We start from the raw sequence: 24,406 nt of genomic DNA, 5'->3' as shown, positions 1-24,406 counted from the left end.
AGGTCGCGCTAACGCTTGCTGTAGGTCGAGTAACCGGCGACGACGGCGCGGCGGAGGTCCGGCGCGGTGCTCTCGAAGGCGACCAGCAGCGTGGTGCGATTGCCCTCCACCCGCAGGACCGGCTCGTTGGGGAAGCGGCAGCCGCCCGCCGGGCAGTCGCGACCCGGCAGACAATCGGCGGCCACACCGGCGCTCTGCGCCTCGAAGCGGAAGCCGGTGAAGCGCGCTCCCGCCGGCAGCTCCACCGCCACCACCCGGCACCCCAGGCCCGCGGCCTCGAGCTCGCCCGACAGGGCACCCACGGCGCCGAGATCCACGGCCCGCAACCGCGCCTGCAGGTCGGCCGGACAGCCCGCAGTCGCGCCGCCCGCGATCGCCGCCTCCCCCCACGCCGCGCTCTCCCCCGGCGGGCACTCGACACAAAGCCGCGCCCGAATGGGCGCCGCCGGAGCCGTCGGCGCAGGCACGACTGCCGCAGGTGCCGCAGGAGCTGCAGGAACCGCAACGGGCGCCGGCGCGGGAATCACCGGAGCAGCCGAAGGCGGCACTTGCGCTGGAGCCGGAGCGACCGGAGAGACCGGAGCGATCGGGGGCACGTTCTCTTTCGGGGCCTCTTCAGGCGCTGGAGCGGCCGCAGGCGCAGGTACCGGAGCCACTGGCCCAGCTAAAGGCTTTTCCTTCACTGGAGCCTTTGCCGCCGGCGCGGCCGGCACCGGAGCGGGTACAGGAGCCGCCGCCACAGCTGGCGGCACTTCCTTTACTGGAGCCTTTGCCGCCGGAGCGGCCGGAACAGGCGCAGGAGCCGGAGCGGGAGCCACGGGCGCAGGAGCAGGAGCCACCGGCACAGCTGGAGGCAGTTCCTGAACCGGAGCCTTTGCTGCCGGCGCGGGCGCCACGGGCGCGGGCGCAGGAGCCACGGACACGGCTGGCGACAGTTCCTTAACTGGAGCCTTTGCCGCCGCCTGGGCCGGAGCGGGCGCTGCCGCAGGGGCTACCGGTGCCGGCGGCGGCAGTTCCTGGGCCAGAGTCTTTGGCGCCGGCGGTGCCGGCGCGGGGGCCCCGCCGCGGCCGCGCCCAAACTTGACCTTCATCGTCGAGGTCGCGCCGGGCGCCATCAGGTGGGAGGCCGACTGCACCACCGGCTTCGCGTCGGCGGCGAGCGTCAGCTCGGCCCGGAAGCTCATCTGCCCGGAGTGGCGGATCTCCGCGGTCCACCGGCCCGCCGCCAGCCCGCCGATGTTCGCCTTGCCGTTGGCGTCGGTCAGTACCGAAGGCAGGCTGCCGCCGCCCTCCGGAGAGAGATAGACCAGCAGAATCTCGGCCCCGGCGAGGTTCCTGCCCTTGGCGTCCTCCACCTGCACCTCGAGCGCTGCCGGACCGCGCCAGTCCTGGCCGCCGGCGACCGCCGGCAGAAGGAGCGCCGCAAGGAGAAGGGCTACCTGTCGCATGGCTTTCCTCGATCCTACCGCAGGAGATCCGGCACCGGGCAGCTCAGAGCCGCCCGGTCGGGGTGAGCTTGACCGGCTCGGCCGAGCCGCCCTCGGCGGGCGGCGTGAAGTCCTCGCCGGGATTGATGAAGCGGTCACTTTCGAGCCGGTACTGTCGATCGTGCAACTGCTTGTAACGTCCCTCGCGGGCGATGAGCTCGTGGTGGGTACCGTGCTCGACGACCTCGCCCTCTTCGATGACGAGGATCTGGTCGGCGCTGCGGATCGTCGACAGCCGGTGGGCGATGACGAAGGTCGTCCGGCCGGCCCGCAGGGTCGCCAGACCGTCCTGGATCATCGCCTCACTCTCGCTGTCGAGGCTCGAGGTCGCCTCGTCCAGGATCAGAATCGTCGGGTTGGCGAGCACGGCGCGAGCGATCGCCACGCGCTGGCGCTGGCCGCCCGAGAGCTTGACCCCGCGCTCCCCGACGATCGTCTCGTAGCCGTTCTCGAAACCGGTCACGAACTCGTCGCAGTGCGCGACCTTCGCCGCCGCGAGCACATCGTCGCGGGTGGCGTGCGGCCGCGAGTAGGCGATGTTCTCGGCGATCGTGCCGTCGAAGAGGAAGTTGTCCTGGAAGACCGCCCCGAGGTGCCGCCGATAGTCACGCAGGCGCAGCTCCGCGAGATCCGTCCCGTCGACGCGGATGCGGCCGCGGGTCGGACGGTGAAACGCCATGACCAGCCCGATCAGGGTGCTCTTGCCCGAACCCGACGAGCCGACGAGAGCCGTCGTCGAGCCCGCCGCCGACCGGAACGAAACCCCGCGCAGGACCGGTGTGTCGGGCTGGTACTCGAACCAGACATCCTCGAACTCGACCTCGCCGCGCAGCTTCTCGACCGGAAGGCGGGCCGCGTCCTCGTCGTCCTCCGTCGTCTTGCCGAAGATCTCGCGGATGCGGTCGAGGCCGGCGAAGGCCTCGGTCAACTGGGTGCCGATCGCCGCGATCTCCGCCACCGGCGCGACCAGCAGGCCGCTGAAGAAGATGTACATGACGAAATCGCCGAGCGTCATCGAGCCGGCGAGAATCGAGCGCCCACCCACGACCATCATGATCACGCCGACGACGCCCAGGAGCGCCGTCGAGCCACTGGTGACGCCGGCGATGCCACTCATCGTGCTGCGGATGTTGCCGAACAGCTTGTCGATGCCGCCGCCGAAGACCTCCTCCTCGAACGTCTCCGCGGTGTAGGCCTTGACGACCCGGACGCCGCCGAGCGACTCGGCGAGCCGGCCGGTGATCTCCGCCTGGATCTTGTTGCGCTCGCGGAAGATCGGACGCAGGCGCTTGAAGGCGTAGGAGAGCATGCCCGCGAAGAGCACCAGGACGCCGAGGATCGCCGCGGTGAGATGCCAGTTCAGCCAGAAGAGGACGCCGAGCGCGAGGACAGCGGTCACCAGCCCGCCGACCAGCTGCACGAGCCCGGTGCCGACGAGATTGCGGATCCCTTCGGCGTCGGTCATGACACGCGAGATGAGCTCACCGCTCTTCGTACCGTCGAAGTAGCTGGTCGGCAGACGCAGGACGTGGGCGTGCAGCTTCTTGCGCATCTCGGCGATCTGCTTCTGGGCGGCGATGCCGAGGAGCTGCGCGAGCCCCCATCCGGTCGCCGCCTGCACCAGGGTCGCCGCGCCCGCGGCGAGCGCCAGGGGCACGAGAAGTCCGCGGTCCCCCTTGCCCAGGACGTCGTCGATGAGGAACTTCGACGACGCCGGCAGGACGAGCCCGGCCAACCGGCCGATCAGCATCAGCACCAGGGCCCAGCCCAGCCGGCGGCGCTGCGCCCACACCAGCGTCCGGGCCTCGCGCCAGACCGACTCGAGCTTCAGCTTGGGCTTCTTCTTCTCCGGCTCCTTCTCGCTCATGAACCCTCGATGGCGCGGAGGATCTGGGCGCCCGTCACGATGGAGAGAACGATCGACAGCGCCGTCAGGCCGAGACAGACCAGCGCCCAGAGCATGTGCTGCGAACGCTCCGGCTTCAACGGGTCGAGCAGGCGCGCGGCGCCGAAGCCACCGAGGAACCCCCCGGCGTGCGCCCAGTTGTCGACCCCGGGCATGATGACGCCGAAGAGGAACATCACCACGGCCCAGGTCCAGACCTGCTGATGCATGGCGCGTTGGCCGGTGCGCCGGCCGTAGCACACGAGAGCGCCGAGCAGACCGAAGATCGACGCCGAGGCGCCGACGGTGAACGGGGCGTGCGAGCTCAGGAAGGGGATCGCCGGCAGGAAAGCGCCGGCGGCGGAGCTCAGGCCGAATCCGACGATCGACGCCGCCGTCCAGACGAGAATCATCCGGCCGGCGCCGTAGAGCTCGGCCACCGGGCCGGCGAGCTGCCGCACCCACATCATGTTGAAGAGAATGTGCAGGATGCCGCCATGCAGCCACGAGGCACTCAAGACCGTCCAGACGTGCCCGAGGCTGAAGACCGGCAGGGCACCGCTCGCCCCGAGCAGAAAGAGGGTGCGGGTGTCGGGCGCGAAGAGCTGCATCAGCCCGCCCTTCGGGCTCAGGGCACCCGGCGAGAGGACCACGCTCACGATGTAGAGGATCGAGCAGCCGCCGATGAGCAGGCGGACGAATCCGAGGTCGGCGCCGAGGCGCCGCAGCAGCGGCGCGAACCCCCAGAGCGAAGGGTTGCGCTTGCCGCAGTGGAAGCAGCGTTCGTCCTTGACCCCGACCAGTCGCCCGCAGGAGGCGCAGACGACCGAGCCGCTGGTCTGTCGTGCGAAGAGGCTCAGGGCTCGCGGCTCAGGGCTTCTCGTTGTACGACACGAGGGCCTGGGTTTCGCCGTCCTGGGCGGCGGCGGTAATCGAGAGCTGGCGCTTGTCGGCCGTGGCGTTGAGCGTGCCGCTCGGCGCACCGTTGAAGCTCAGGCTCGCCGTCTCCACCGTGAAGCCCGACTCCTCGAGCTTCGCCTTGAAGAGAGCGATCACGACGTCCGGCGCGTCGGCCGTACGCAGCGTGAAGGTGCCGGTCTTCTCACCCTGGGCTTCGATGTTCGCCATGCCCTCGGAGCGGCCACCGGGGTAGATCGGGATCCAGGACGGCAACTCCTGCGCCCCGGCGCCGAAGACCGCTGTGCCCTGGTCGGTGACGACCTTCATCTGACCGCCGTTTTCCTGCGAAGCGTCGACGTCGATGTTCGTCGTCTCGCCGTCCTGGGTGATCGAGAACTTGCCTGCCTTGATGTCCTCGAGGTTGAAGGTGATCTCTTTGCCGGTCTTCTTCTCGCGCACCGTGATGGTGCCGGCAGCGGGATCGGACGACAGGACCTCGAGCTCCGGATTCAGGCGCAGGGCCATCGCCGCCGCCTTCACTGCCGCGGCATCGGGATTCGATTCCAGTTCTTTGGCGAAGTCGGTGATGCCTCCAAGCGTCTTCTTGGCGAAATAGCCCGTCACGACGACACAGCTACCGAAGAGCAGCAGCAGGCCGACACCACATCCGAGCAGGACTTTGACAACCGTCGACATACCCTTCTTCGGGGCCGTTTCTGGAGTGAGGGGCTGGTTCATGATTTCGGCTCCTTGGCTTGAGTCTGGAAACTTGAGACTTCGAAAAACGGAGAGCAGGCAGATTAACACGTGCCGGGGAGCCCGAGAGGACCTCGGGGGGCCGGCGCACTCGGGCTATTGAAAGTCCCCACGGACACTGTCCGGGAGCTCGTTGTCGTCGTCGGTGCGACGAATCAGACCGTGATGCCGGAGGATGCCTCCAGCCTTGCGTACTGCGGAGAGCAGACCGGCGCCCGGTCCGGACTCCCGCACCGTGGCAGCGGTTTCGCGCGCCAGCGCCTCCCAGGTGCCGGCTGGAACCACCGAGTGAATCCCCTCGTCGGCGAGGACGACGACCCGGCGTTCGAACGCCGAGACCGCAATGAGAATCCCGGTCCGGTCGCGGGTGGTGAAGACCGAGTGCACGAGAAAGGCTTCCCGGGCGCGCTGCTGCAGCCGGCGGTCCATGAGAGCCGCGCCGCATAGCCAGCGCCTGAACGGGGGGACGACACGGGTAGCCAGCGCGCCGGCGAGCAGCCCGCAGCCCACGATCAGCAACATCCAGAAGGGCCGGGAGATCCACAGCGGGCGGACCTGGTCGATCGCGGCGGCGACCGCCGCAGCCGCGAAACCGCAGAGCGCGGCTCCCTTCCAGAAGGCGACCTGGTAGTCGTCCGCGCTCGCCAGCACGAGGGCCACGATCTCGCCGCCGGTGAGGCCTTCGGCCTCCGCCACCGCGGCGCGGATCGCGGCGGCTTCTTCGCCGGTGATGCCGGGAGGAAGGTCGCTCGGGGTCGGTGTCTCCACAGGCAGATGATTCTAGCGCGCTCCGGCCGGCCGGCGTTCGGTTGGCGCGCGCTGCGCCCGCTTCGTTGACAGGGATCGGCGCAGTTTCTAGACTTGACCGCCCGGATTCCGGGCCTCCCCCATCCATGTCCCGTCGAATCCTCCCCTCTTTGCTGCTCGCGCTTGCCGTCGCGGTGCCCCTGGCCGGGGCGGCGCCCGGCCAGGAGCTCGTCCTCCTGGCGTTCGGCGACAGCATCACCGAAGGTTACGGCGACACCTCGAGCCAGGGGGGCGGCTATCCCACCCGCCTCGAGCGCTGGCTGCGCCAGCGGGGGTATGACGCTTTCGTCGAGAACCACGGGGTGGGTGGCGAGACGACGTCGAGCGGCCTGTCGCGGATCGACTCCGTGCTCGCCGGAGGCGGCGACTACCTCCTGCTGATGGAGGGCACGAACGACATCTCGCGGCGCGCGAGCGTCGAGACCGTCGCCTTCAACCTCGGCGAGATGGCTGCCCGCGCCGAGGCGCTCGACATCATCGCCGTCCACGCCACGGTCATTCCGCGGATTCCGACCGCTCCCGCCGACGCCTCGAACGCCGCCACTGCGGCGCTCGCGCAGCGGCTCCGGGAGATGGGCGAGGAGTTCCACCGCGCAGTCGCCGATCAGTTCACCCTCTTCGAAAGCCTGCCCGACGTCTTCGAGAATTACTACTACTACAACCCGGAAGTCGAGGACATCGTCGGGCACCCGAACACCGACGGCTACATCGAGATCGCGGGTCTCTTTCTCGAGACCCTGCTGCCATTGCTCGAAAGCGCCGACATCGAGATCCTCCCGCCGCCGGGCCCAGTCGGGGCCGGCCAGCTCACCGCGTTCGGCGTCGACGGCGCCGCCATCGAGCGCTTCGTGCACATCGAATGGGACTTCGGCGACGGCGGCTTCGCCGAGACTCCCCCGCCCGCCGACCACTCCGTCTTCTACATCTTCCTCCACCCCGGGACCTACACCGTCACCGTGCGGGGCGTGACGGCCGCGGGCGGCGTCGCCCAGGACTCCGTCCAGATCGTCGTCTCGGGCGCCGAGCCGGGCTGGGAGACCGAGTCCTCGATTCTCCCGCTGGTCGTCGAATCCAACGACGGGCAGATCCTTACCGACCTCACGCTCGTGAACGCGAGCTCCGACTTCGCCGTCGCCGAGGTCCTCTTCCTGCCCGAGGTCGTCTACGACACACCGCCGCCGGTCCGCCGCTTCAATCTCCCGCCTCAGAGCTCGACGAACCTGCCGGAGGTTCTCTCTTCGGCGTTCGGAGTCGGCGCCGGGCGGGGCGCGCTGCGGATCACCTTTTATGCCTTTCCCCAGAGTTCGACGGCCTTTCTTTCCGCCCGGTCGCTGGTGCGGGCGGTCACCGATCCCGACGGCAGCGACGGCGCCACCGTCACCGCAATCCGGGAAGCAAGCTGGAGCTCGGCAGCGAAGCAGATCCTCGCCCTCCAGCACAGCTCCGCCACGCCCGCGACGCTCGAGGTCACGAGTCCCGACGGCGTCGCCGGCTCGGTGCGCTTCGACCTCGAGGACGCGGCCGGCAGCTACGTCGGTTCGGCGGTGATGGAGGTCGGCGCCGAAGCGTCGCGCCTGCGACCGCTCTCCGACCTCTTCCGCAATCTCCAACTTCGTCCGGCGCCCTTCCGCGTCCTGTTCGATGCGGCGCCGATCCGCTTCGTCGCGTCGGCGATGGTGGTCGCGCCGGCGACCGGCGACGTCACCGTGCGGATCGCCACTCCCTAACCCGCGGGCGGCGCAGCCGCAGTCAAAGTTTTCCCGCGAAGCAACGAAAAGAAGATGCTAAAGTTTCCTCGGCCATCCGGCCGGACTTCCGCTCCAGAAGCGCGAGGGAGAAGGGGATTGACCACTCTGAATCATCGTAAATGGACGACCGAGGACGCTCTCGACCTCTACAACATCCGGCAGTGGGGCAACGGCTACTTCTCCGCCAACGAGAAGGGCAACCTCGTCGTTCAACCGGGCGGGCCAGGCGCCCCGGCCGTCGACATGAAGGAGCTCGTCGACGAGGTCCGGCAGCGCGGCATCGGCGCGCCGCTGCTGATCCGCTTTTCACAGATCCTCAAGGCCCGCGTCGTCGAGCTCAACGAGGCCTTTCTGCGCGCCATCTCCGAGTACGGCTATCAGGCGACCTATCGCGGGGTCTTCCCGATCAAGGTGAACCAGGAGAAATACGTCGTCGAGCGGCTGCTCGAGGCCGGAAGGCCCTACCACTTCGGGCTCGAGGCCGGCTCGAAGCCCGAGCTTCTGGCCGTCCTCGGAATGCTCGAGGACGAGGAAGCCCTGGTCATCTGCAACGGCTACAAGGACGAGGAGTACATCGAGACCGCTCTCCTCGGGTCGAAGCTCGGGCGGCACGTGATCCTGGTGGTCGAGAAGTTCTCCGAGCTCGAGCTCATCGCCGAGGTCGCCGAGCGCACCGGCGTCAAGCCGGCGATCGGCGTCCGGGCGCGCCTCTCGGCGCGCGGCGCCGGTCATTGGGAGGCCTCGGCGGGAGACCGCTCGAAGTTCGGTCTCGGCGCGCGCGGCCTGTTCCAGGCGATGAAGTTCCTGCGCGAGAAGAACCTCCTCGACTGCCTCGAGCTTCTCCACTTTCACCTGGGCAGCCAGATCTCCTCCATCCGCAACGTCAAGGAGGCGCTGCGCGAGGCCGGGCGGACCTACGTCGAGCTCTCGAAGCTCGGCGCGCCGCTGCGCTACCTCGACGTCGGCGGCGGTCTCGGCATCGACTACGACGGCTCGCAGACGAATTTCTCGTCGTCGATGAACTACACGATGCAGGAGTACGCCAACGACATCGTCTTCGGCACCATGGAGCTCTGTGACGCCGACAACGTGCCGCACCCGATCCTGGTCTCCGAATCGGGGCGCGCGCTCGTGGCCCACCATGCCGCCCTGATCGTGGACGTTCTGGGTGTCGGCGAGTTCACGGTCGGAACGCTGCCCGAGGCGCTGCCGGAAGGCACCCCCGGCCCGGTCCGCTACCTGCTCGACACCTATCGCGAGGTGTCGCGCAAGAACCTGCTCGAGGCCTACCACGATGCCGCGGGCTATCGCGACGAGGTGCTCAGTCTCTTCAGCCTGAACCACGTCACGCTGGTGCAGCGGGTACTCGCCGAGGACATCTTCTGGGCCATCGCGCTCAAGATCCTGCGCCTGGTGCGCGAGCTGCCCGAGATTCCGGAGGAGCTCGCCGGTCTCGAGCGGGCGCTCGCCGATACCTATTTCTGCAACTTCTCGATCTTCCAGTCGCTCCCTGACTCCTGGGCGATCGATCAGCTCTTTCCGATCGTGCCGATCCACCGCCTCAACGAGGAACCGGTGCGGCGCGGCGTGCTCGCCGACATCACCTGCGACTCCGACGGCAAGATCGATCACTTCATCGACCGCCGGGACGTCAAGGACGTGCTCGAGCTTCACCCGGTGGGCGACGACCTCTACTGCCTCGGCGTCTTCCTGGTCGGTGCCTACCAGGAGATCCTGGGCGACCTGCACAACCTCTTCGGCGACACCAACACACTGCACGTCTCGCTCAGCGAAGAGGGCGCGTACCACATCGACCACGTCCTCGCCGGCGACACCGTGGCGGACGTCCTCAAGTACGTGAGCTACGACCGCGAGGACCTCGTGGCGAACGTCCGCCGCTTCTCGGAGATCGCCTTGCGCGGCAAGCGGATCACCCTCGAGGAGTCGCGCAACCTCCTGCGCGTCTACGAACAGGGTCTCTCGGGCTACACCTACCTCGAGCGCGAGTGAGCCGCAAGGGAGAGGCCCGAGTTGCCGCCCGACGGGCGCGCGCCGCGGGCCTGCTTCTGCATCCGACGAGTCTTCCCGGCCGTTTCCCGATCGGCGACCTAGGCCCGTCCGCCCTGGCGATGCTCGACTGGATGGTCGGCGCCGGCTTCACGGTCTGGCAGGTCCTGCCGCTCGGCCCGACCGGGATGGGAGACTCGCCCTACAATTCGCTCTCGGCTTTCGCCGGCAACCCTCTGCTGATCTCTCCCGAGGCGCTGGTGGCCGACGGACTGCTCCCGCCAGAGGCCCTTCAGCCCTGGGAGGAGGCTCCCGGGGCGAGCGGGCCGAGCGCGGCGACCGGCGTGGACCCCGAAAGCGGCGCCGCGGTGGACTACAGCGCTGCGGTCCTCTGCAAGGAGAGCCTTCTCCGTCAGGCGTTCGAGCGCTTCGACTCCGGCGAGCTCCCGGCGCTCGCTGTGGAGCTCGAGAGGTTCGCTACGCCCGAGCGCCGCGCGGTCTGGCTCGACGACTGGGCGCTCTACGCCGCCTTGAAACGCGATCACGCCGGCGCCTCGTGGCTCGACTGGGAGCCCGGCCTGCGGCACCGGGAGCCCGAAGCGCTCGCCCGTCGCTCGGCCGAGGTCGCCGTCGAACTGCGATTCGCGGTCTTCTGCCAGTTTCTCTTCTTCCGCCAATGGGCGGCCGTGCGCCTCGCCGCCGAGAGCCGGGGCATCCGCATTCTCGGGGACGTACCGATCTACGTCGCCCCCGACAGCGCCGACACCTGGGCGAACAGCGCCCTCTTCGACCTGGCCGGAGACGGGCGGCTGCGCGCCGTCGCCGGCGTTCCGCCCGACTACTTCAGCGCCGACGGCCAGCGTTGGGGGAATCCGCTCTACCGCTGGGACGTGATGCAGGCCGACGGCTTCCGCTGGTGGATCTCGCGCTTGCGGGCGCAGCTCGAGTTCGCCCATGTCCTGCGGCTCGACCATTTCAGGGGCTTCGTGGCCTACTGGAAGATCCCCCAGCGCCACAAGACGGCGCGCCACGGCAAGTGGGTGAAGGGCCCGGGAGAGTCTTTCTTTCGGGCGGTCCGGTCCGCCCTGGGAGGCCTCCCCCTGCTGGCCGAGGATCTCGGCGAGATCGATGCGCGCGTGCATGCGCTGCGCAGCCGGCTCGATCTGCCCGGCATGCGCGTCCTGCAGTTCGGCTTCGGCACGGTGGACAGCGACCACAGCCCCCATCGTCATGAGCCACGCGCGGCGGTCTACACCGGAACCCACGACAACGACACCACGCGCGGCTGGTTTGCCGGTCTCGGCGAAGACGAGCGCCATCGCGTGCTGACCTATCTCGGGGCGACGCCGGAGTCCATCACGACGGCGATGATTCGCGCCGCCTACGGCTCGGTCGCCGAGCTCGCGATCCTGCCGCTGCAGGACGTGCTGAACCTGGACGGCGCCGCGCGCATGAACAGGCCCGGGCAGGAGGGCGGCAACTGGTGCTGGCGCGTCCGCCACCAGGATGTGCCCGAGGAGCTGCCGGGCCGGATGCGCGAGCTCGCGGCGGCCACGGCGCGGCTGCCGGCGACATTCCAGAGTCCGGCGTAGGAGTTGCGCCGGCGAGCTCGCGGAGCTCGCGCTTCCATCCAGACCGGTCCCGGCAGGAGTGAGCGATGCGGCCGGCAGAGCGTAGAATCGGCCGCGTGTCCGGTTCGCCCCTGCTGCCGCTGTTGCACGATCCGCCCAACGACCTGATGGGGCGTCCGCTCGGCGACCTGCGCATCTCGGTCACCGACCGCTGCAACTTCCGCTGCGTCTACTGCATGCCGCGCGCCGTTTACGGTGCGGATCATCCGTTCCTGGCGCGCGCCGAGCTGCTGACCTTCGAGGAGATCGAGCGGCTGGCCCGGATCTTCGTCGGACTCGGGGTGCGCAAGCTCCGGCTGACCGGCGGCGAGCCGCTCCTGCGGCGCGACCTCCCCGAGCTCATCCGGCGTCTGGCACGTCTCGGCGTACCGATCGCGCTCACCACCAACGGCTCGCTGCTCGGAGCCCAGGCCACGGCCCTCAAGGAGGCCGGCCTGACGAGGCTCACTGTCAGCCTGGATACGCTCGACCCGCTCGTCTTCCGGCGCATGAACGACGCCGACTACGGCCCCGGAGAGGTCCTCGACGGGATCGCCGCAGCGGCGGCGGCCGGTTTCGGGACGATCAAGGTGAACGCAGTCGTGCGCCGCGGCGTCAACGAGGACGGGATCCCCGACCTGGTGCGGAAGTTCCGCGGCAGCGGCCACGTGCTGCGGTTCATCGAGTACATGGACGTCGGCGAGTCGAACGGCTGGCGGCTCCAGGACGTCGTGCCCGCCGCGGAGATCCTCCGGCGAATCGTCGCCGGCGCCGGGAGCGAGCTCGACCCCATCGCACCCCGGACGCGGGGCGAGGTTGCCAGGCGTTACCGCTATCGCGACGGCTCGGGAGAGATCGGGCTCATCTCCTCGGTCTCGCAGCCCTTCTGCGGCGATTGCGTGCGCGCGCGGCTTTCGGCCGATGGCAGGATCTTCACCTGCCTCTTCGCCGCCCAGGGCACCGACATCAAGACCCCGCTGCGCTCCGGAGCCAGCGACGAAGCGCTCGCCGGCGCCATCGCTGCGCTCTGGCGGTCACGCGACGACCGCTACTCGGAGCTGCGCTCGCAGGCGACGCCGGGACTGCCCCGCCGCGTCGAAATGTCGTACATCGGAGGCTGATCGTAACGGTGTGCGTCCTGCCCGGCCTACTTGAAGAGCGCGTCGAAGGCGGCCCGCGGGTCTTTCGCGGCGGGCGCCGGCTTCTCGGCGGCAAACTCCTGGCGCTCCCGCGGCTCGAACTCCGGGCAACTGTTCGCCTTCGACTTTTTCGCGACCAGGATCACGCCCGGCTGGCGACACTGGGCCGCGGCCCCGGGGTCGAAGTGAGTGCAGTGGGTGCAGGTGTGCAGGTCGGCTCCACAGCCTGTGCAGCGCGCCGCGAGGCCCGCGGCGGTGCCGACGCTCTGGAGCTCGCCGCAGCTGGCGCAGCGAAAGGCGGTCGCCGTCGGTGCGCCGAGACCGCGGCCACGCGGAGCGTCGCGCGCATCCCGCCCTCCCCCCGGTGCCCGAGGCGTGCCGGAGGGCCGGTCGCCTTCGCGGCGCGAGGAGTCCCGCGGCGATGAACCGGAGTCCTGATACCCGCTCTGTTTGTACTTGCGGTCACTCATGAGGGCAGTATATCGACACGCCGGCTGCGGCCTGGTCGTCTGCTGCGCAGCCATCGGGATCGTCATCGCCGGCTGCAGCAAGGCCGGCAGCCCACGCAATGCGCCCCCGGCGTCGGCGATGCCGCCGCGCACCTTCGAGCTCGCAGGGTTCCTCGCCAGCCGGCCCACCCCGGTCGACTCCCCTGCCGTCGCGGATCTCCTCGCGGCACGTGACCTCTCGTCGCGTTTCGAGCTCCCTCCCCCGCCTCCGACAACCCTCTTCGTTCCGCCGGACGGATTCCGAGTCGCGGCAGTCGCGCCGCGCGGCGATCGTATCGCCCTGCTCCGCGAGCTCGATCCGGACACGACCGAGGTTCTCCTGCACGACCGTGCCCGCGGTGAAACCCGGCTCCTCTTGCCGCTCGATCGCGATGGTCGCTTCCTGCCCCAGCGCTTCTCGGCGGACGGCAAACGGCTCTACCTCTTCACGGACGAGGGCGGCGACACGCTGCAGCTCGAGATCCTCGATCCCGACACCGGCGAGCGCTCGCGCCGGGCGCGCCCGGGATGCGAGGCACTGCGCCTCGACGTCAGTCCGGACGGCAACGTCGACGCCCTGCAGTGGAGTTGCCGCGGCGCCGTCGAGTCGGCCCTGTTCGATTCCACCACCGGCGAGGAGCTCGGGCCTCTCCCCTTGCCGCAGGGCACACGTCCGGCGCGCGCGCTGCCCGCCGGACGATCGGGCGGCGTCCTCTATGAGGTCGCCAGCGCCCGATTGCCGCGCGACCTGCTGTTCGCCGACCGCCTCGCCGCGGACGCCGAGGCCCGGCCACTCACTTTCGGTCTCGCGCCGGCACTGGCGGCGGGCGATCTCGTCGACCCCATTCCGGTCGAGCTGCGCGTCGCCGGCGCGTCGTCCGTAGCGCCGATCCCCGCCGAGCTCTGGTGGCCACGCCGCACGGGTGCCGCGCCGCCGGCGCTGATCTGGCTCGAGAACGACGTCCTGCCGCCGACCTGGATGGAGTTCCATCCCTTCCTGCAGTTCCTCGCCAATCGTGGTGTCGCCGTCGTGCGGCTCCGCTTGCGCGGCTCCCTGGGCTTCGGAAAGCGATTTCGCCACGCCGCCGACGGACGCCTCGTCGACGCCGGGCTCGAGGACCTCGACGCCGCCCGCGCCGAGCTCGCGCTCCGCGGCGCCGATCCCGCGCGCATCGCGGTGCTGGGCGAGGGTCCCTGGTCCGGGGGGCTTGCGGCGGCGGCGCTCGTCGAGCGACCCGGACGTTTCGTTGCCGTCGCCGCTCTCGGCGGCGATTCCGATCCACTGCGGATGCACGACGAGCTTCCGGCGCTCGTCGAGCCGGCGCGCAGCTGGTGGCTCACCCGCCTCGGCGATCCGGCGACAGAGGTGGTGCGACGAGACCGGGCCCGGATGCGCCTGCTTGCGGATCCGACGCGCTCGCCGCTCTTTCGCTCCGACGATCCGGCCGCCAACGCCGACAGCACGGCCGCGATCGCGGCGCTGTGGGGGTTCCTGAGCACCCATCTCGCCGTGCCGCCCTGACGAGCCATCCGGCGTGCTAGCATTTCGGCTCGCTCATGCAGACTCTGGACAAGTATCAAGTCCTTGAAAAGATAGGTGTTGGCGGCTTCGGAGTCGTCTACAAGGCATACGACCCCTTCATCAAGCGTCACGTCGCCATCAAGACCTGTACCTCGGAGGAGACGGAGACCCGCGAGCGCTTCATGCGCGAGGCCGAGATCGCCGGCAATCTCCACCACCGCAACATCGTCACGGTCTACGACTTCGGATTCCAGGAGGGCGTTCCTTATCTGGTCCAGGAGTACCTGACCGGCGAGGACCTCGATCGCAAGATCAAACGCCGCGAGCACCTGAGCCTGCCGGAGAAGCTCCTCTTTCTGGTGCAGATCGCCCGCGGCCTCCAGTATGCGCACTCGCGCGGTGTCGTACATCGCGACATCAAACCGGCGAACATCCGGATTCTCGAGGATGACACCGCGAAGATCATGGACTTCGGCATCGCCAAGCTCGCCCAGCATCAGGAGTCGCTGACCCAGGCCGGCATCACCCTCGGCACCGCCGCCTATCTCGCTCCCGAGCAGATCCGAGGCGGCGCCTTCGATGCCCGCACCGATCTGTTTTCCTTCGGCATTCTGGCCTACGAGCTGTTCGCCTTCGAGCGCCCTTTCCAGGGCGCGGAGATCTCCGCGGTCTTCTACAAGATCCTCAACGAACCGGCGCCGGCGCTCGCCGAGAAGGCGCCGGACTGCCCGGCTGAGCTCGAGCGGATCGTGCAACGCTGCCTCGAGAAGGAGCCGGAGAAGCGCTACGCCAACTGCACCGACCTGCTGCACGACATCGAGAAGCTTGCCCACCGCCGGCCGGAAGCTGAAGCCGACACCCAATCGACGGCGCAGCTCACGGCGCGCACGGCTCGTTCTCCGCATCCGGCTGGCGAAAAGAGCCCGGCTCTGGCACCCGCCTCCCTGAAGGCGGCGAGGTCACCGGCGACCACGCTCGCGACCCCGACGGTCGCACTGCCCAGCGCCCCTCCGGTCCGCCCGGTGAGCCTCGGCGACATCGAGCTCGATTCCCGCCACGCCGTGGCGCAGGCGCCCGGCGACGGTCTCGCCACGCACGCCTTCCAGCGGCGCTCCGGCGGCGGCAGGTCACTCCTCAAGACCCTCTTGTTCCTCGGCCTGGCGGCAGCCGCCGGCTGGGGAGGATGGCGTTACCTGGAAGAGGCTCGACCGGTGTCCGCCGCCCGGCCCGCCGCCGCCCCAGTTGCTGACGACCCGGCGCCTGGCGCGCCCGCGGCCAGCGCAGCCACCGTAGCCACCGCAGCCACCGCAGCCACCGCAGCCAGCCCCGGAGTTGCGCCACTCCCGGAATCCCGGACCGGCGACACCGCGGGTGACCCCGCCGGTTCGGCGGACCCGGGAAACCCGGCTGGCGCCGCGGCCCTCGCAGCTGCCGACTCCGCAGCGCCGCTCGCCGAGGAGACGGCACCGCCTCCGCCGCCGCCCGCTCCGAAGCCGGCGGTGCTCACCGTCGCACCGGCCTGGGATTCGGCCATGAGCCTGCGCCTCGGCGGAAAAGTCTGGGCGCTCGACCGCGAACGCCGGCTCGAGCTTGCTGCGGGAAGCTACAAGCTCAAGTTCGCGATCGAGAGTCCCGTCTACTCCCACGTCGAAGAGCTGACTGTGCGCCTCGGGGAGGGGGAGAACCGGCGGATCACCTCGCCGATCGAGCGTCCGGGCAAGCTCACCGTACAACCGCATATCAACGCTCGCCAGGCATTCGTCCGCGTGGACGGCGCCCTCGCCGTCGCGACGCCGCTGCGTGGGCGCTGGCTCGCGCCGGGCCCCCACATCGTCGAGATCGTCGCCACCCCGGACCCGGCCTCTCCGGTCCTGCGAAGGGAGAGCATCGAGATCCGCAGCGAGAGCGAGTCGATCCTGACTTTCGACCTCGACGGCCGGAGCCAGCAACGGCTCGCCGAGAAACCGATCCTGCCGAACTGATTCGCGGCGGGCCGGGCTGGATTCCCCTCTGCTAGAGTCGCCGCAGGTGCCCCCCCCGATGCGCACGCCGTCGACTCTCCTGCTGCCCCCGCTCCTCGCGTTCCTCTTCTTCGTCCACCCGCCGCCGTCGGACGCGCAGTCTCCGGAAGACTCCCGGAGCGCTCCCGCCCCGGCGTCCGGCGAGCTGGTGAGCGAGGATCTGCTCGACACACCGGAGGAGACCACGAGGGACGCTCAGGATCCTGCGGCGACTGCAGCCGGCGCAGGCGCACCGGCGGCCGATCCACTGGCGGTGCGCGAGCGCGAGGCGGAGCAGGCCTTCACCGACGGCGATCTCGCGCGCGCGCTCGAGCTCTACCGCGAGCTCGCCGCGCAGCATCCCGAGGCGGCGGAGCGCTCCCGCCTGCGGGTGACCGCGGCCTGGCTCCTCTTTCAGCTCGGCAACCCCGACGCGGCGAGCCTCGAGCTCACCGCGACCCTGACGCGGGACCCCGCCTTCCAACCCCGGGCCGAGATCTACAGTCCGGAGTTCATGGCACTCTTCCTGAACGCGCAGCGCGACGCCATGCAGGAGCGTGAGCGCAGCGCAGCCCGCCTGCTCAAGCAGGGGATCGACTCTCTCAACGCCGGCGACCCGGTGAGCGCGCGCCGCCGCATCGAGGAGAGCCTGGCGCTCGCTCCCGGAGCGCTGCGCGCCATCTTCGCCCTGGCGCAGGTCGACCTCCAGGAAGGCAAGACGGGCGCCGCGCTGTCGGGCTTCGAGCGTGTCCTGGCCCTCGAGCGCGGCGCACCGGAGAGGCTGCCGCGCGAGCTCAAGGCGCAGGCGCTCAACAACGTCGGCGTGATCTACTTCGGGCGCGGGCAGTACGAGGACTCGACACACGCTCTCGAAGAGGCCGCCTCGCTCAATGCGCGCGATTCCCGGGTCTGGTTCAATCTCGGCCTGGCGCGGCAGAAGCAGGGCCTCGCCAGCGGGGGGCTCGAGGCGCTGCGCACGGCTCACGAGCTCGATCGGCGCGACGCCGAGATCGCTTCCGAGCTCGGCCGCGCCTACATCGCAGCCCAGCGCTGGATGGACGCCGTCGCCGTCCTCCTCGAAGCCACCCAGCTGCACCCGGACTCCGCGTCTCTCTGGCTGGAGTTCGCCTCGGCCCAGCGCGGCCTGGGCAACCTCCAGGGGATGACATCGAGTCTCGGCAAGGCGATCGAGCTCGACCCGGCGAACACGCAGGGGGCAGGATTCCAGGCCGCGATGGAGCTCGCGCAGGCAGCGCTCACCGCCCGGAACTTCGGACAGGCGCTCGAGGCTGCCGGGGTCGCGGTGCAGATGCGTCCGGGCGACGGCAGCGCCTGGGCTCTGCTCGGCCTGTCGCAGCAGGCTTCCGGGCGCCTCCCGGAGGCGGCAGAGAGCCTCGAGAAGGCGGCCGCCGTCGCTCCCGATCGTGCCGACATCGCGCACAATCTCGGCACCGTCTACCTCGCCCAACGGCGCTATCCGGAGGCCGAGGCGAGCTTCCGCCGGGCGGTCAGCCTCGATCCCGGCGCGACGGAAGCCGCAGCCGCGCTGACCCGGCTCGAAGCGCAGCGCACCCAGTCCACGAGCTCGCGTGACGGCGCGAAGCGCAACGCGCGCTCCGAGCCTGCCAGAACGACGAGCGCACCCTCCTCGGCGCGTCCGGCTCCCGCTCCCGCGAAACGACCGGAGCTCGGTGCCCGGCTCGTTGCGGTCGACTACCCGCCGCTCGGCATCCGTGGCCTGCTGGTCGAAGCGGTGACGCCGGGCGGCCTGGCGGAGCTCTCGGGTCTGCTGGTGGACGATCTCGTCCTGCGCGCCTTCGGACGGCCGGTGACCCAGCCGTCGGGCCTGCTGTCGCTGCTCGACAGCTCCCGCAGTACCTCGGTCCAGCTCTCCGTCCTGCGGGCGGGCAAGCCGGTCGAGGTCGTCCTGCGCATGCCTTGAGCGGCCGGCTCCCGCCCGGCAGTCGGTCGCGGGCGTCAGGCGGAGAGCTCGCCGGCGCGGTACCGGCGGGCATCGATGTAAGCGGTTCGATAGCGCGCCGCCACGGCGTCCCACGAGAACTCTCCCTGCGCACGGGCGCGCGAAGCTGCACCGTAGGCCGCAAGACGTGACCGGTCGCCGAGCGCCAGCTCCAGGATCCGTCCCAGGTCGCCGACGCTGCCCTCTTCCACCAGCCAGCCGTTCTGTCCCTCGCCGATCGCCATCGGCAGGCCGGAAACGCGCCCCCCGGCGACGGCGAGACCGCTCGCCATCGCCTCCAGGATGACGTTCGGCAGACCGTCCACGTTCCCCTTCGCATCGTGCACCGCCGGCAGCACGAAGAGGTCGGCGGCGCGATAGAGGTCCGGCAGCGTGTCGTGCAGGACGGCGCCCGGGAAGTGCACGCGCTCCGCGAACGGCGCCGCGCGCTGTCGGAGCTCCTCCAGGCGATCGCCGCCTCCCGCGAGCACGACATGGGCCTCGGGAACTGCCGCGAACAGGCCGGGCAGAGCCTCGATCAGGAGGTGGAAGCCCTTCTTCGTCGCCATGCGGCCGACACCCAGGATCATCGGCGCAGCGGCCGGAATGCCCAGGCGTTGCCGCCACACACCACGACGGGCAGGATCGGGCGAAAACAGCACGCTGTCGACACCGTAGGGGATGACGTGCGAACGGGCGGCCGGAAATCCGATCTGCTGCACCCGTTCGGCAAGCTCGGGGGAACAGCTGGTGAGACCGTCCACCCGACGCAACAATCGGCGCACGAACGGTTTCACGGGGCCCTTCTCGGCCATGAAGACGTCGCTGCCATGGAGGCCGACGAGCAAGGGCGTGCCGGCGCCGCAGAACGCCGCCGCGAAAAGGTTCGGGACCACCCAGTGCGCCTGCACGACGTCCCAGGCGCCTTCTGCGAGACTCGCGCGCAGGGCCCGCAAGGCGCCCAGCAGGTAGAGCGGGGTCACCGCCGCCGCCGCGCCCGCCATGCGCTCGTCGGCGAGTAACGAACGGCCGTAGCCGAGGAGCTCGAAGCGTTCGGGGGCGTAGCGGAAGGTCTGCACATCCACGCCCTCTTCGCTCCAGTCCGCCCCAACCCCCTCGGCATGGGGCGCCAGCACCCGCACGCGGTCGCCGCCGCGGACCAGGGCGCGCGCCAGGTCGCGGATGAACGGACCCGCGCTGTCGTGAGCCCGCCGCGGATAGGTCTGGGTGAGAAAGAGAATTCCGAGCGCGCGGCGACCGGAGGGGGCGGAGGGGGCGGAAGGGGCGGCGGGGTCCGCGGGGGCAGAGGGTGCTCCGTCCGGGCTAATCGAGCAGCTCCTTGACCGAATAGCTGTCGGTCCGGCGGAAGGTCTTGTGGGTCATCATCTCCGCCAGAAGGCCGGTCATCAGGACCTGCAAACCGATCAGCATGAGGAGCGACCCGAGGAGCAGCAGCGGCCGGTTCGACAGCGACTCGCCCATGAACCAGCGCACTGCCAGGTAGAGATTGATCAGCAGGCCGGAACCGAGCCCGGCGAGCCCCATCGCCCCGAAAAGGTGCAGCGGCCGCCGCGTGTACTTGGTGATGAAGAGCACCGTGAGCAGATCCAGCAAGCCCTTGTAGAAGCGGTCCCAGCCGTACTTGCTGACGCCGTGGCGGCGCGGGTGGTGCTTCACGGCGAGCTCGCCGACGGCGAAGCCGCGGCGGCTGGCGAGCACCGGGATGTAGCGGTGCAGCTCGCCGTAGACCGGCACCTCCTCGAGCACCTCGCGCCGGTAGACCTTGAAGCCGCAGTTGAAGTCGTGCAGGTCGACTTGCGCGACCTTGCGCGTCGCCCAGTTGAAGAGCAGCGACGGCAGCGTCTTCGTCAGCGGGTCCTTGCGTTCGTGCTTCCAGCCCGAGACCAGGTCGAAACCGCCCTTCTCCAGGGTCTCGATCATGCGCGGAATCTCGTCCGGGTCGTCCTGCAGGTCGCCGTCGAGGGTGACGATCAGCCGGCCCGAAGCGATATCGAAGCCGGCGGTGAGCGCCGCAGCCTTGCCGAAGTTGCGCCGCAGACGCACCAGCTTGACGTTCGGGTCGAGCACCCGCGCCTCGCGCACCCGCGCGCAGGTCGAGTCGCGCGAGCCGTCGTCGACGAAGATGATCTCGTACGAGAGGCCCAGGGGCACGATCGCATCCCGCACGCGCCGCGCGAGGTCGAGTACCGTCCCAGCTTCGTCGAGGACCGGCACCAGCACGGAGCAGTCGAGCCGGCCGGCAGAAAGGGGTGCCGGGGAGCCCGAGGCAACGGGCCCGGCAGGGGAGGAGGTCGAATGGGTCATGGGCGAGCCGCCCCGGGGGCAGCCGCGATATTGTAGCAATCAAAAGATGATCCCTGCTCCCCAACAGCTCTCGGGCCCGTTCAATTTCCTCGGCAGGAACCCGGAAGAGCTGCGCCGCCTCATTCCGGACGCCGAGCAGATCCTGCCGGCGCAGCTGCGGATCTACCAGGAGGACGAGAGCGCCACGCCGCTCTTCGGCTACCCGGTTCTCCTGACCCCCGAGCTCGCGGCTCTCGACCGGGCCTTCGAGGGCTATCTCGCGCAGGAGGAGGAGGTCGAGTACGCGACGCTGCAGCGCGTCTCGTTCGACTCGTCGGCCTTCGCCGGCGCCTGGGAGCGCTACCGCCTCCTGCTCACCCGCGCCACGGAGAACTCGATCACGGCGAGCTACGGCCGGAGCTTCCCGGGGATCCTCTGGCTCTACCATTCGGGCGCCATCGCGCGCGGCTTCAAGGACACCACGAAGCGCCTCCTGCGCCGCGATCTGGTCTGGGCGAAGCAGAACGGCGACGAATTCCGGTACCGCGTCTACAATCGGGTGCTCGATCGGCTCTCGAATCTCACGTACGACCTCGTCAACCGGCTGTCCTCCGACACCGAGGAGGTGGAGCAGCAGATCTTCCCCACTCTCCTCACCCGGATGAAGGACAACATCCTCATCTTCACCGAGGACCACATCAGCCCGAACCTGCTCGAGCTCGCCGGCTACTTCTCCGGCTGTCTCAAGCTCGACGGACGCGACTTCAGGGAGCGCCTCGTCCGCGTCCACGAATGGTACTCGGACCTGCTGCGCCACGACGTGGAGCTCCAACATCTCACTCGCCTCCTCGGAGAGGAGCCGGGCAAGGATCCGCGGCTGCACCTGAATCGCCCCGGCTACATGACGTTCATCTCCGGCCGACCGACCTACGATCCCGTGCGCCTCCTGCCGCCGGCGCGCATCCAGGTCTGGGAGAGCCTGCTGGTCAAGCTCAAGGAGTTCGAGCTCTTCAACGCCCTGCGCCGGAGCATCGTCGGAGTGGAACGCGACGGCGATCATGTGCTCGGTCGCGAGCGCTTCTCCACCCGGGTCGGCATCGGTGCCTCGACGACGCCGCTGCGCCTCTCCTCGTCGACGCGCCCGCTCGACTTCATGGCGCCCTGGGTCGTGGACCCGCTGGTCGCCCGCTTCGGCCTGATCTACGATATTTCCGACTTCACCGAGACGGTTTCGCTCCTGCGGCGCTCGGGCGCCCTCGAGCAGGACCGTTCTTTCCGGATGATGTTCCGGTTCCAGCGCAAGGTGAACCGGCTCGCCTTCCAGCACAAGGCGAAGCTCGAGAAGTATCTCGGCGACGGCGCGTTCTACTCGAGCCGCGACGCCCATCATCTGCTCGTCCTGGCGATGCACATTCAGCGCGCCTATCGGGAGGCGCTCGCCAAGGGTTTCCCGTTCTCGAACGGCCTGCGCATCGCGCTCAACCACGGCCAGTACCGGCTGCTGCCGATCCAGATCGGCGGCAAGGAGGAGGGCGGCGACCGCTACGAGTTCTTCGGCCACGGCGTGGTCGAGCTCACCCGCCTGACTTCCGGGAAGGCCTCGCGCGAGATCGACGAGATCAAGACGCTGCTCATCACCCTGGGCTACCCCGAACCGGTCGTGAACCGGTTCTTCGCCCCGATGACGCGCCAGAACCTCGACGTGGTGAACAAGGTCGAGGAGTCGCGCAGCTTCTACTCCTACATCAATCCCAACGGTTCGCTGGTGAACGAGGGCATCGTCGCCACGCTCGACTTCATTCAGCGCCTGGAGAAGGAGTCGGTCGCGGCCCGGCTCTTCCGCCTGCTCGACGGCGAACGCACGTACGTCGCGGTCAAGGTGGACACGCCGACCGGCAGTCTCCTGGTCGGCGTCCGCAAGCTCGGCGTCGCGCATCTCAAAGGCCTCGACCGGCTGCCGGTCTTCGAGATCGTGGACGCCTCACTCTGGGGCGACAACACCCTCGTCGAGCTCCGAGGCGGCCTCCTGGAGATGATCGAACGCGAGTTCAACTCGGCCCTGAGCCATTGACGATGCACCGCCAGCGCGTGCAAGGAGAGTGACGAACGTGACCATCGGTGACCGCAGCGCCATCTGGCAGACCGACCTGCCCGGCCTCCCCGCGCCCCGGCGCGGCAAGGTTCGCGACATCTACGATCTCGGCGACCAGATCCTCCTGGTGGCGACGGACCGCCTCTCCGCCTACGACCACATCCTGCGTCCGGCGATTCCCGGCAAGGGGAAGATCCTCACGCAGCTCACCAATTTCTGGATGGAGCGCCTCTCTGGGCTCGTCCCGAACCACCTGCTGGCGACCGAGGTAGCCGACTTCCCCGCGAGCCTGCAACCGCACGCTGCCGCGCTCGACGGGCGCGCCGTGCTCGTGCGCAAGGCCGCGGTGCTGCCGTTCGAATGCGTGGCGCGTGGATTCCTCGCCGGCAGCGCCTTCAAGGAGTACCGCGCTGCCGGCACCGCCTGCGGCATTGCGCTGCCGCCCGGGCTCGAGCGCGCCAGCCGCCTCGCCGAACCGATCTTCACGCCGGCCACCAAAGCCGAATCGGGCCACGACGAGAACGTCGACTTCGCGACCCTCGAGGCCGGCGTCGGGAGCCCGACGGCCGATCGGCTGCGCGACCTGACGCTGGCGCTCTACCGGGCGGGGGCGGAGCATGCCGAGTCGGTCGGCCTCCTGCTCGCCGACACCAAGTTCGAGTTCGGCACGATCGACGGCGAGATCGTTCTGATCGACGAGGCCCTGACCCCGGATTCCTCGCGCTACTGGGAGGCGGGCGCCTGGCGGCCCGGTGCCGAACCGGCCTCGTTCGACAAGCAGTTCGTCCGCAACTGGCTCGACGCCTCGGGCTGGGACCACGAATCGACGCCGCCCGAGCTCGCACCGGAGGTCGTCGCCGGGACGCGCGACCGTTACGTCGAGGCCTTTCGCCGCCTGACCGGCCGCGAGCCCAGGCTCTGACCCCTCGCCGCTGATATCCTGACGCGCTGGATGGGCCGACTCCGTTGATGATGAACGCCGAAAAGATCCGCGCCATCCACGATCTCGTGGACGGCGCTGAGGTCGGGATCGTCTTCCAGCCGATCGCCGACATTCACACCCGGCGCATCCTCGCCTACGAAGCGCTCGCCCGGAACACGAATCCACTCTTCAAGAGCACGCCGGAGATCTTCGACGCGGCGGTCCAGGCCGGGCGGGTCGCAGAGCTCGGTCGCCTGCACCGCGATCAGGCGGCGCGGCTCTGTCCGCACTATCCGCTCTTCCTCAACATCGATCCGCACGAATTCGACTACGGCTGGCTGGTGCGGCCCGACGATCCGATGTTCCGCCACCGGCACCCGGTGACCGTCGAGATCACCGAGTCGGTGCCGATCAAGTACTTCACCCAGTGCCACAGCGTGTTGGCCGAGCTCCGCCAGAAGGGGATCTCGCTCGCCATCGACGATCTGGGGGCGGGCTTCTCGAACCTGAAGTACATCGCCGACCTGCGGCCGGAGATCGTCAAGCTCGATCGCGAGCTCATCCTCGGCTGCGCCCCGGGCAACCGCCCCTTCAAGCTCCTGTGCTCGATCGTCAACCTGTGCAGGGAGATGAACGCCAAGACCGTCGCCGAAGGGATCGAGACCCTGGGCGAGTTCGAAGCCGCCGTCGAAGCCGGCGTCGACTACGCCCAAGGCTACCTCCTCGGCCGCCCCGCCTGCCCCGCCCCCGACCTCATCTGGCCCGGCACCTCGCGCTAG

The 24,406-nt window shown here is 69.5% G+C and carries 18 protein-coding genes; 10 read left to right on the top strand and 8 right to left on the bottom strand.

The window, feature by feature from the left end:
- Positions 1–8: 8 nt before the first annotated feature.
- From KBI44_11215 to KBI44_11195, 5 genes are all read right to left on the bottom strand, one after another.
- The gene (locus tag KBI44_11215; GenBank protein ID MBP9145045.1) at positions 9–1,448 is read right to left on the bottom strand and encodes a carboxypeptidase regulatory-like domain-containing protein; all 1,440 of its coding nucleotides are present in this window, start codon (positions 1,446–1,448) and stop codon (positions 9–11) included.
- A 43-nt stretch (positions 1,449–1,491) separates the two neighbouring features.
- Positions 1,492–3,354 carry an ABC transporter ATP-binding protein gene (locus KBI44_11210; protein ID MBP9145044.1) on the bottom strand — a complete coding sequence of 621 codons (1,863 nt, stop codon included), beginning with the start codon at positions 3,352–3,354 and terminating at the stop codon, positions 1,492–1,494.
- Positions 3,351–4,031, bottom strand: a complete 681-nt coding sequence (locus KBI44_11205) for a rhomboid family intramembrane serine protease (GenBank protein ID MBP9145043.1) — start codon at positions 4,029–4,031, stop codon at positions 3,351–3,353. The genes KBI44_11210 and KBI44_11205 overlap by 4 nt, the downstream gene beginning before the upstream one ends.
- Before the next feature lie 211 nt (positions 4,032–4,242).
- Positions 4,243–5,010 carry a hypothetical protein gene (locus KBI44_11200; GenBank protein MBP9145042.1) on the bottom strand — a complete coding sequence of 256 codons (768 nt, stop codon included), beginning with the start codon at positions 5,008–5,010 and terminating at the stop codon, positions 4,243–4,245.
- Between the two features lie 114 nt (positions 5,011–5,124).
- Entirely contained in the window at positions 5,125–5,796 is a 672-nt protein-coding gene (locus KBI44_11195) for a hypothetical protein (protein MBP9145041.1), read from the bottom strand.
- A gap of 125 nt (positions 5,797–5,921) precedes the next feature.
- Between KBI44_11195 and KBI44_11190 the strand changes: the two genes are divergently transcribed.
- The 4 genes from KBI44_11190 (at position 5,922) to moaA (ending at position 12,321) form a co-directional block, all read left to right on the top strand.
- Complete coding sequence (locus KBI44_11190) at positions 5,922–7,562, top strand: PKD domain-containing protein (protein ID MBP9145040.1); 1,641 nt, start codon at positions 5,922–5,924, stop codon at positions 7,560–7,562.
- 54 nt (positions 7,563–7,616) lie between these two features.
- A complete protein-coding gene (gene speA, locus KBI44_11185; protein ID MBP9145039.1) occupies positions 7,617–9,593 on the top strand; it encodes a biosynthetic arginine decarboxylase in 1,977 nt (658 codons plus the stop codon).
- Entirely contained in the window at positions 9,590–11,182 is a 1,593-nt protein-coding gene (gene malQ / locus KBI44_11180; protein MBP9145038.1) for a 4-alpha-glucanotransferase, read from the top strand. Before speA ends, malQ begins: the two co-directional genes overlap by 4 nt.
- A 65-nt stretch (positions 11,183–11,247) precedes the next feature.
- Positions 11,248–12,321, top strand: a complete 1,074-nt coding sequence (gene moaA, locus KBI44_11175; GenBank protein MBP9145037.1) for a GTP 3',8-cyclase MoaA — start codon at positions 11,248–11,250, stop codon at positions 12,319–12,321.
- 26 nt (positions 12,322–12,347) lie between these two features.
- Here the strand turns inward: moaA and KBI44_11170 are convergent, their stop codons facing one another.
- Complete coding sequence (locus KBI44_11170; protein MBP9145036.1) at positions 12,348–12,809, bottom strand: hypothetical protein; 462 nt, start codon at positions 12,807–12,809, stop codon at positions 12,348–12,350.
- On the opposite strand from KBI44_11170, the gene KBI44_11165 reads away from it, so the two are divergent.
- Genes KBI44_11165 through KBI44_11155 form a run of 3 tightly spaced genes read left to right on the top strand, consistent with a single transcriptional unit; the run spans position 12,808 to position 18,291 of the window.
- A complete protein-coding gene (locus KBI44_11165; protein ID MBP9145035.1) occupies positions 12,808–14,349 on the top strand; it encodes a prolyl oligopeptidase family serine peptidase in 1,542 nt (513 codons plus the stop codon). The two genes, KBI44_11170 and KBI44_11165, sit on opposite strands and share 2 nt — an antisense overlap.
- 35 nt (positions 14,350–14,384) lie before the next feature.
- The gene (locus KBI44_11160) at positions 14,385–16,331 is read left to right on the top strand and encodes a serine/threonine protein kinase (GenBank protein ID MBP9145034.1); all 1,947 of its coding nucleotides are present in this window, start codon (positions 14,385–14,387) and stop codon (positions 16,329–16,331) included.
- A 58-nt stretch (positions 16,332–16,389) separates the two neighbouring features.
- Positions 16,390–18,291, top strand: a complete 1,902-nt coding sequence (locus KBI44_11155) for a tetratricopeptide repeat protein (protein MBP9145033.1) — start codon at positions 16,390–16,392, stop codon at positions 18,289–18,291.
- Positions 18,292–18,326: 35 nt separating this feature from the next.
- On the opposite strand, the gene KBI44_11150 is transcribed toward KBI44_11155, so the two are convergent.
- Together KBI44_11150 and KBI44_11145 are read right to left on the bottom strand one after the other, a co-directional pair.
- Positions 18,327–19,445 (bottom strand): glycosyltransferase, encoded by a 1,119-nt coding sequence (locus tag KBI44_11150; GenBank protein MBP9145032.1) that lies wholly within the window; start codon positions 19,443–19,445, stop codon positions 18,327–18,329.
- A 187-nt stretch (positions 19,446–19,632) separates the two neighbouring features.
- Entirely contained in the window at positions 19,633–20,634 is a 1,002-nt protein-coding gene (locus KBI44_11145) for a glycosyltransferase family 2 protein (GenBank protein MBP9145031.1), read from the bottom strand.
- Positions 20,635–20,680: 46 nt separating this feature from the next.
- Here KBI44_11145 and KBI44_11140 point away from each other — a divergent pair, with 46 nt between their 5' ends.
- From KBI44_11140 to KBI44_11130, 3 genes are read left to right on the top strand one after another with little or no spacing between them, the layout of a single operon-like run.
- Entirely contained in the window at positions 20,681–22,684 is a 2,004-nt protein-coding gene (locus KBI44_11140; protein MBP9145030.1) for a hypothetical protein, read from the top strand.
- Between the two features lie 43 nt (positions 22,685–22,727).
- On the top strand, positions 22,728–23,627 hold the full coding sequence (locus tag KBI44_11135) for a phosphoribosylaminoimidazolesuccinocarboxamide synthase (GenBank protein ID MBP9145029.1): 900 nt from the start codon (positions 22,728–22,730) through the stop codon (positions 23,625–23,627).
- A gap of 47 nt (positions 23,628–23,674) precedes the next feature.
- Entirely contained in the window at positions 23,675–24,406 is a 732-nt protein-coding gene (locus KBI44_11130) for an EAL domain-containing protein (protein ID MBP9145028.1), read from the top strand.

It is taken from the genome of Thermoanaerobaculia bacterium (assembly GCA_018057705.1).
Lineage (GTDB): Bacteria > Acidobacteriota > Thermoanaerobaculia > Multivoradales > JAGPDF01 > JAGPDF01.
The sequence above is the reverse complement of the archived record's forward strand: the minus strand, read 5'-3'. Positions and strand labels throughout refer to the sequence as shown.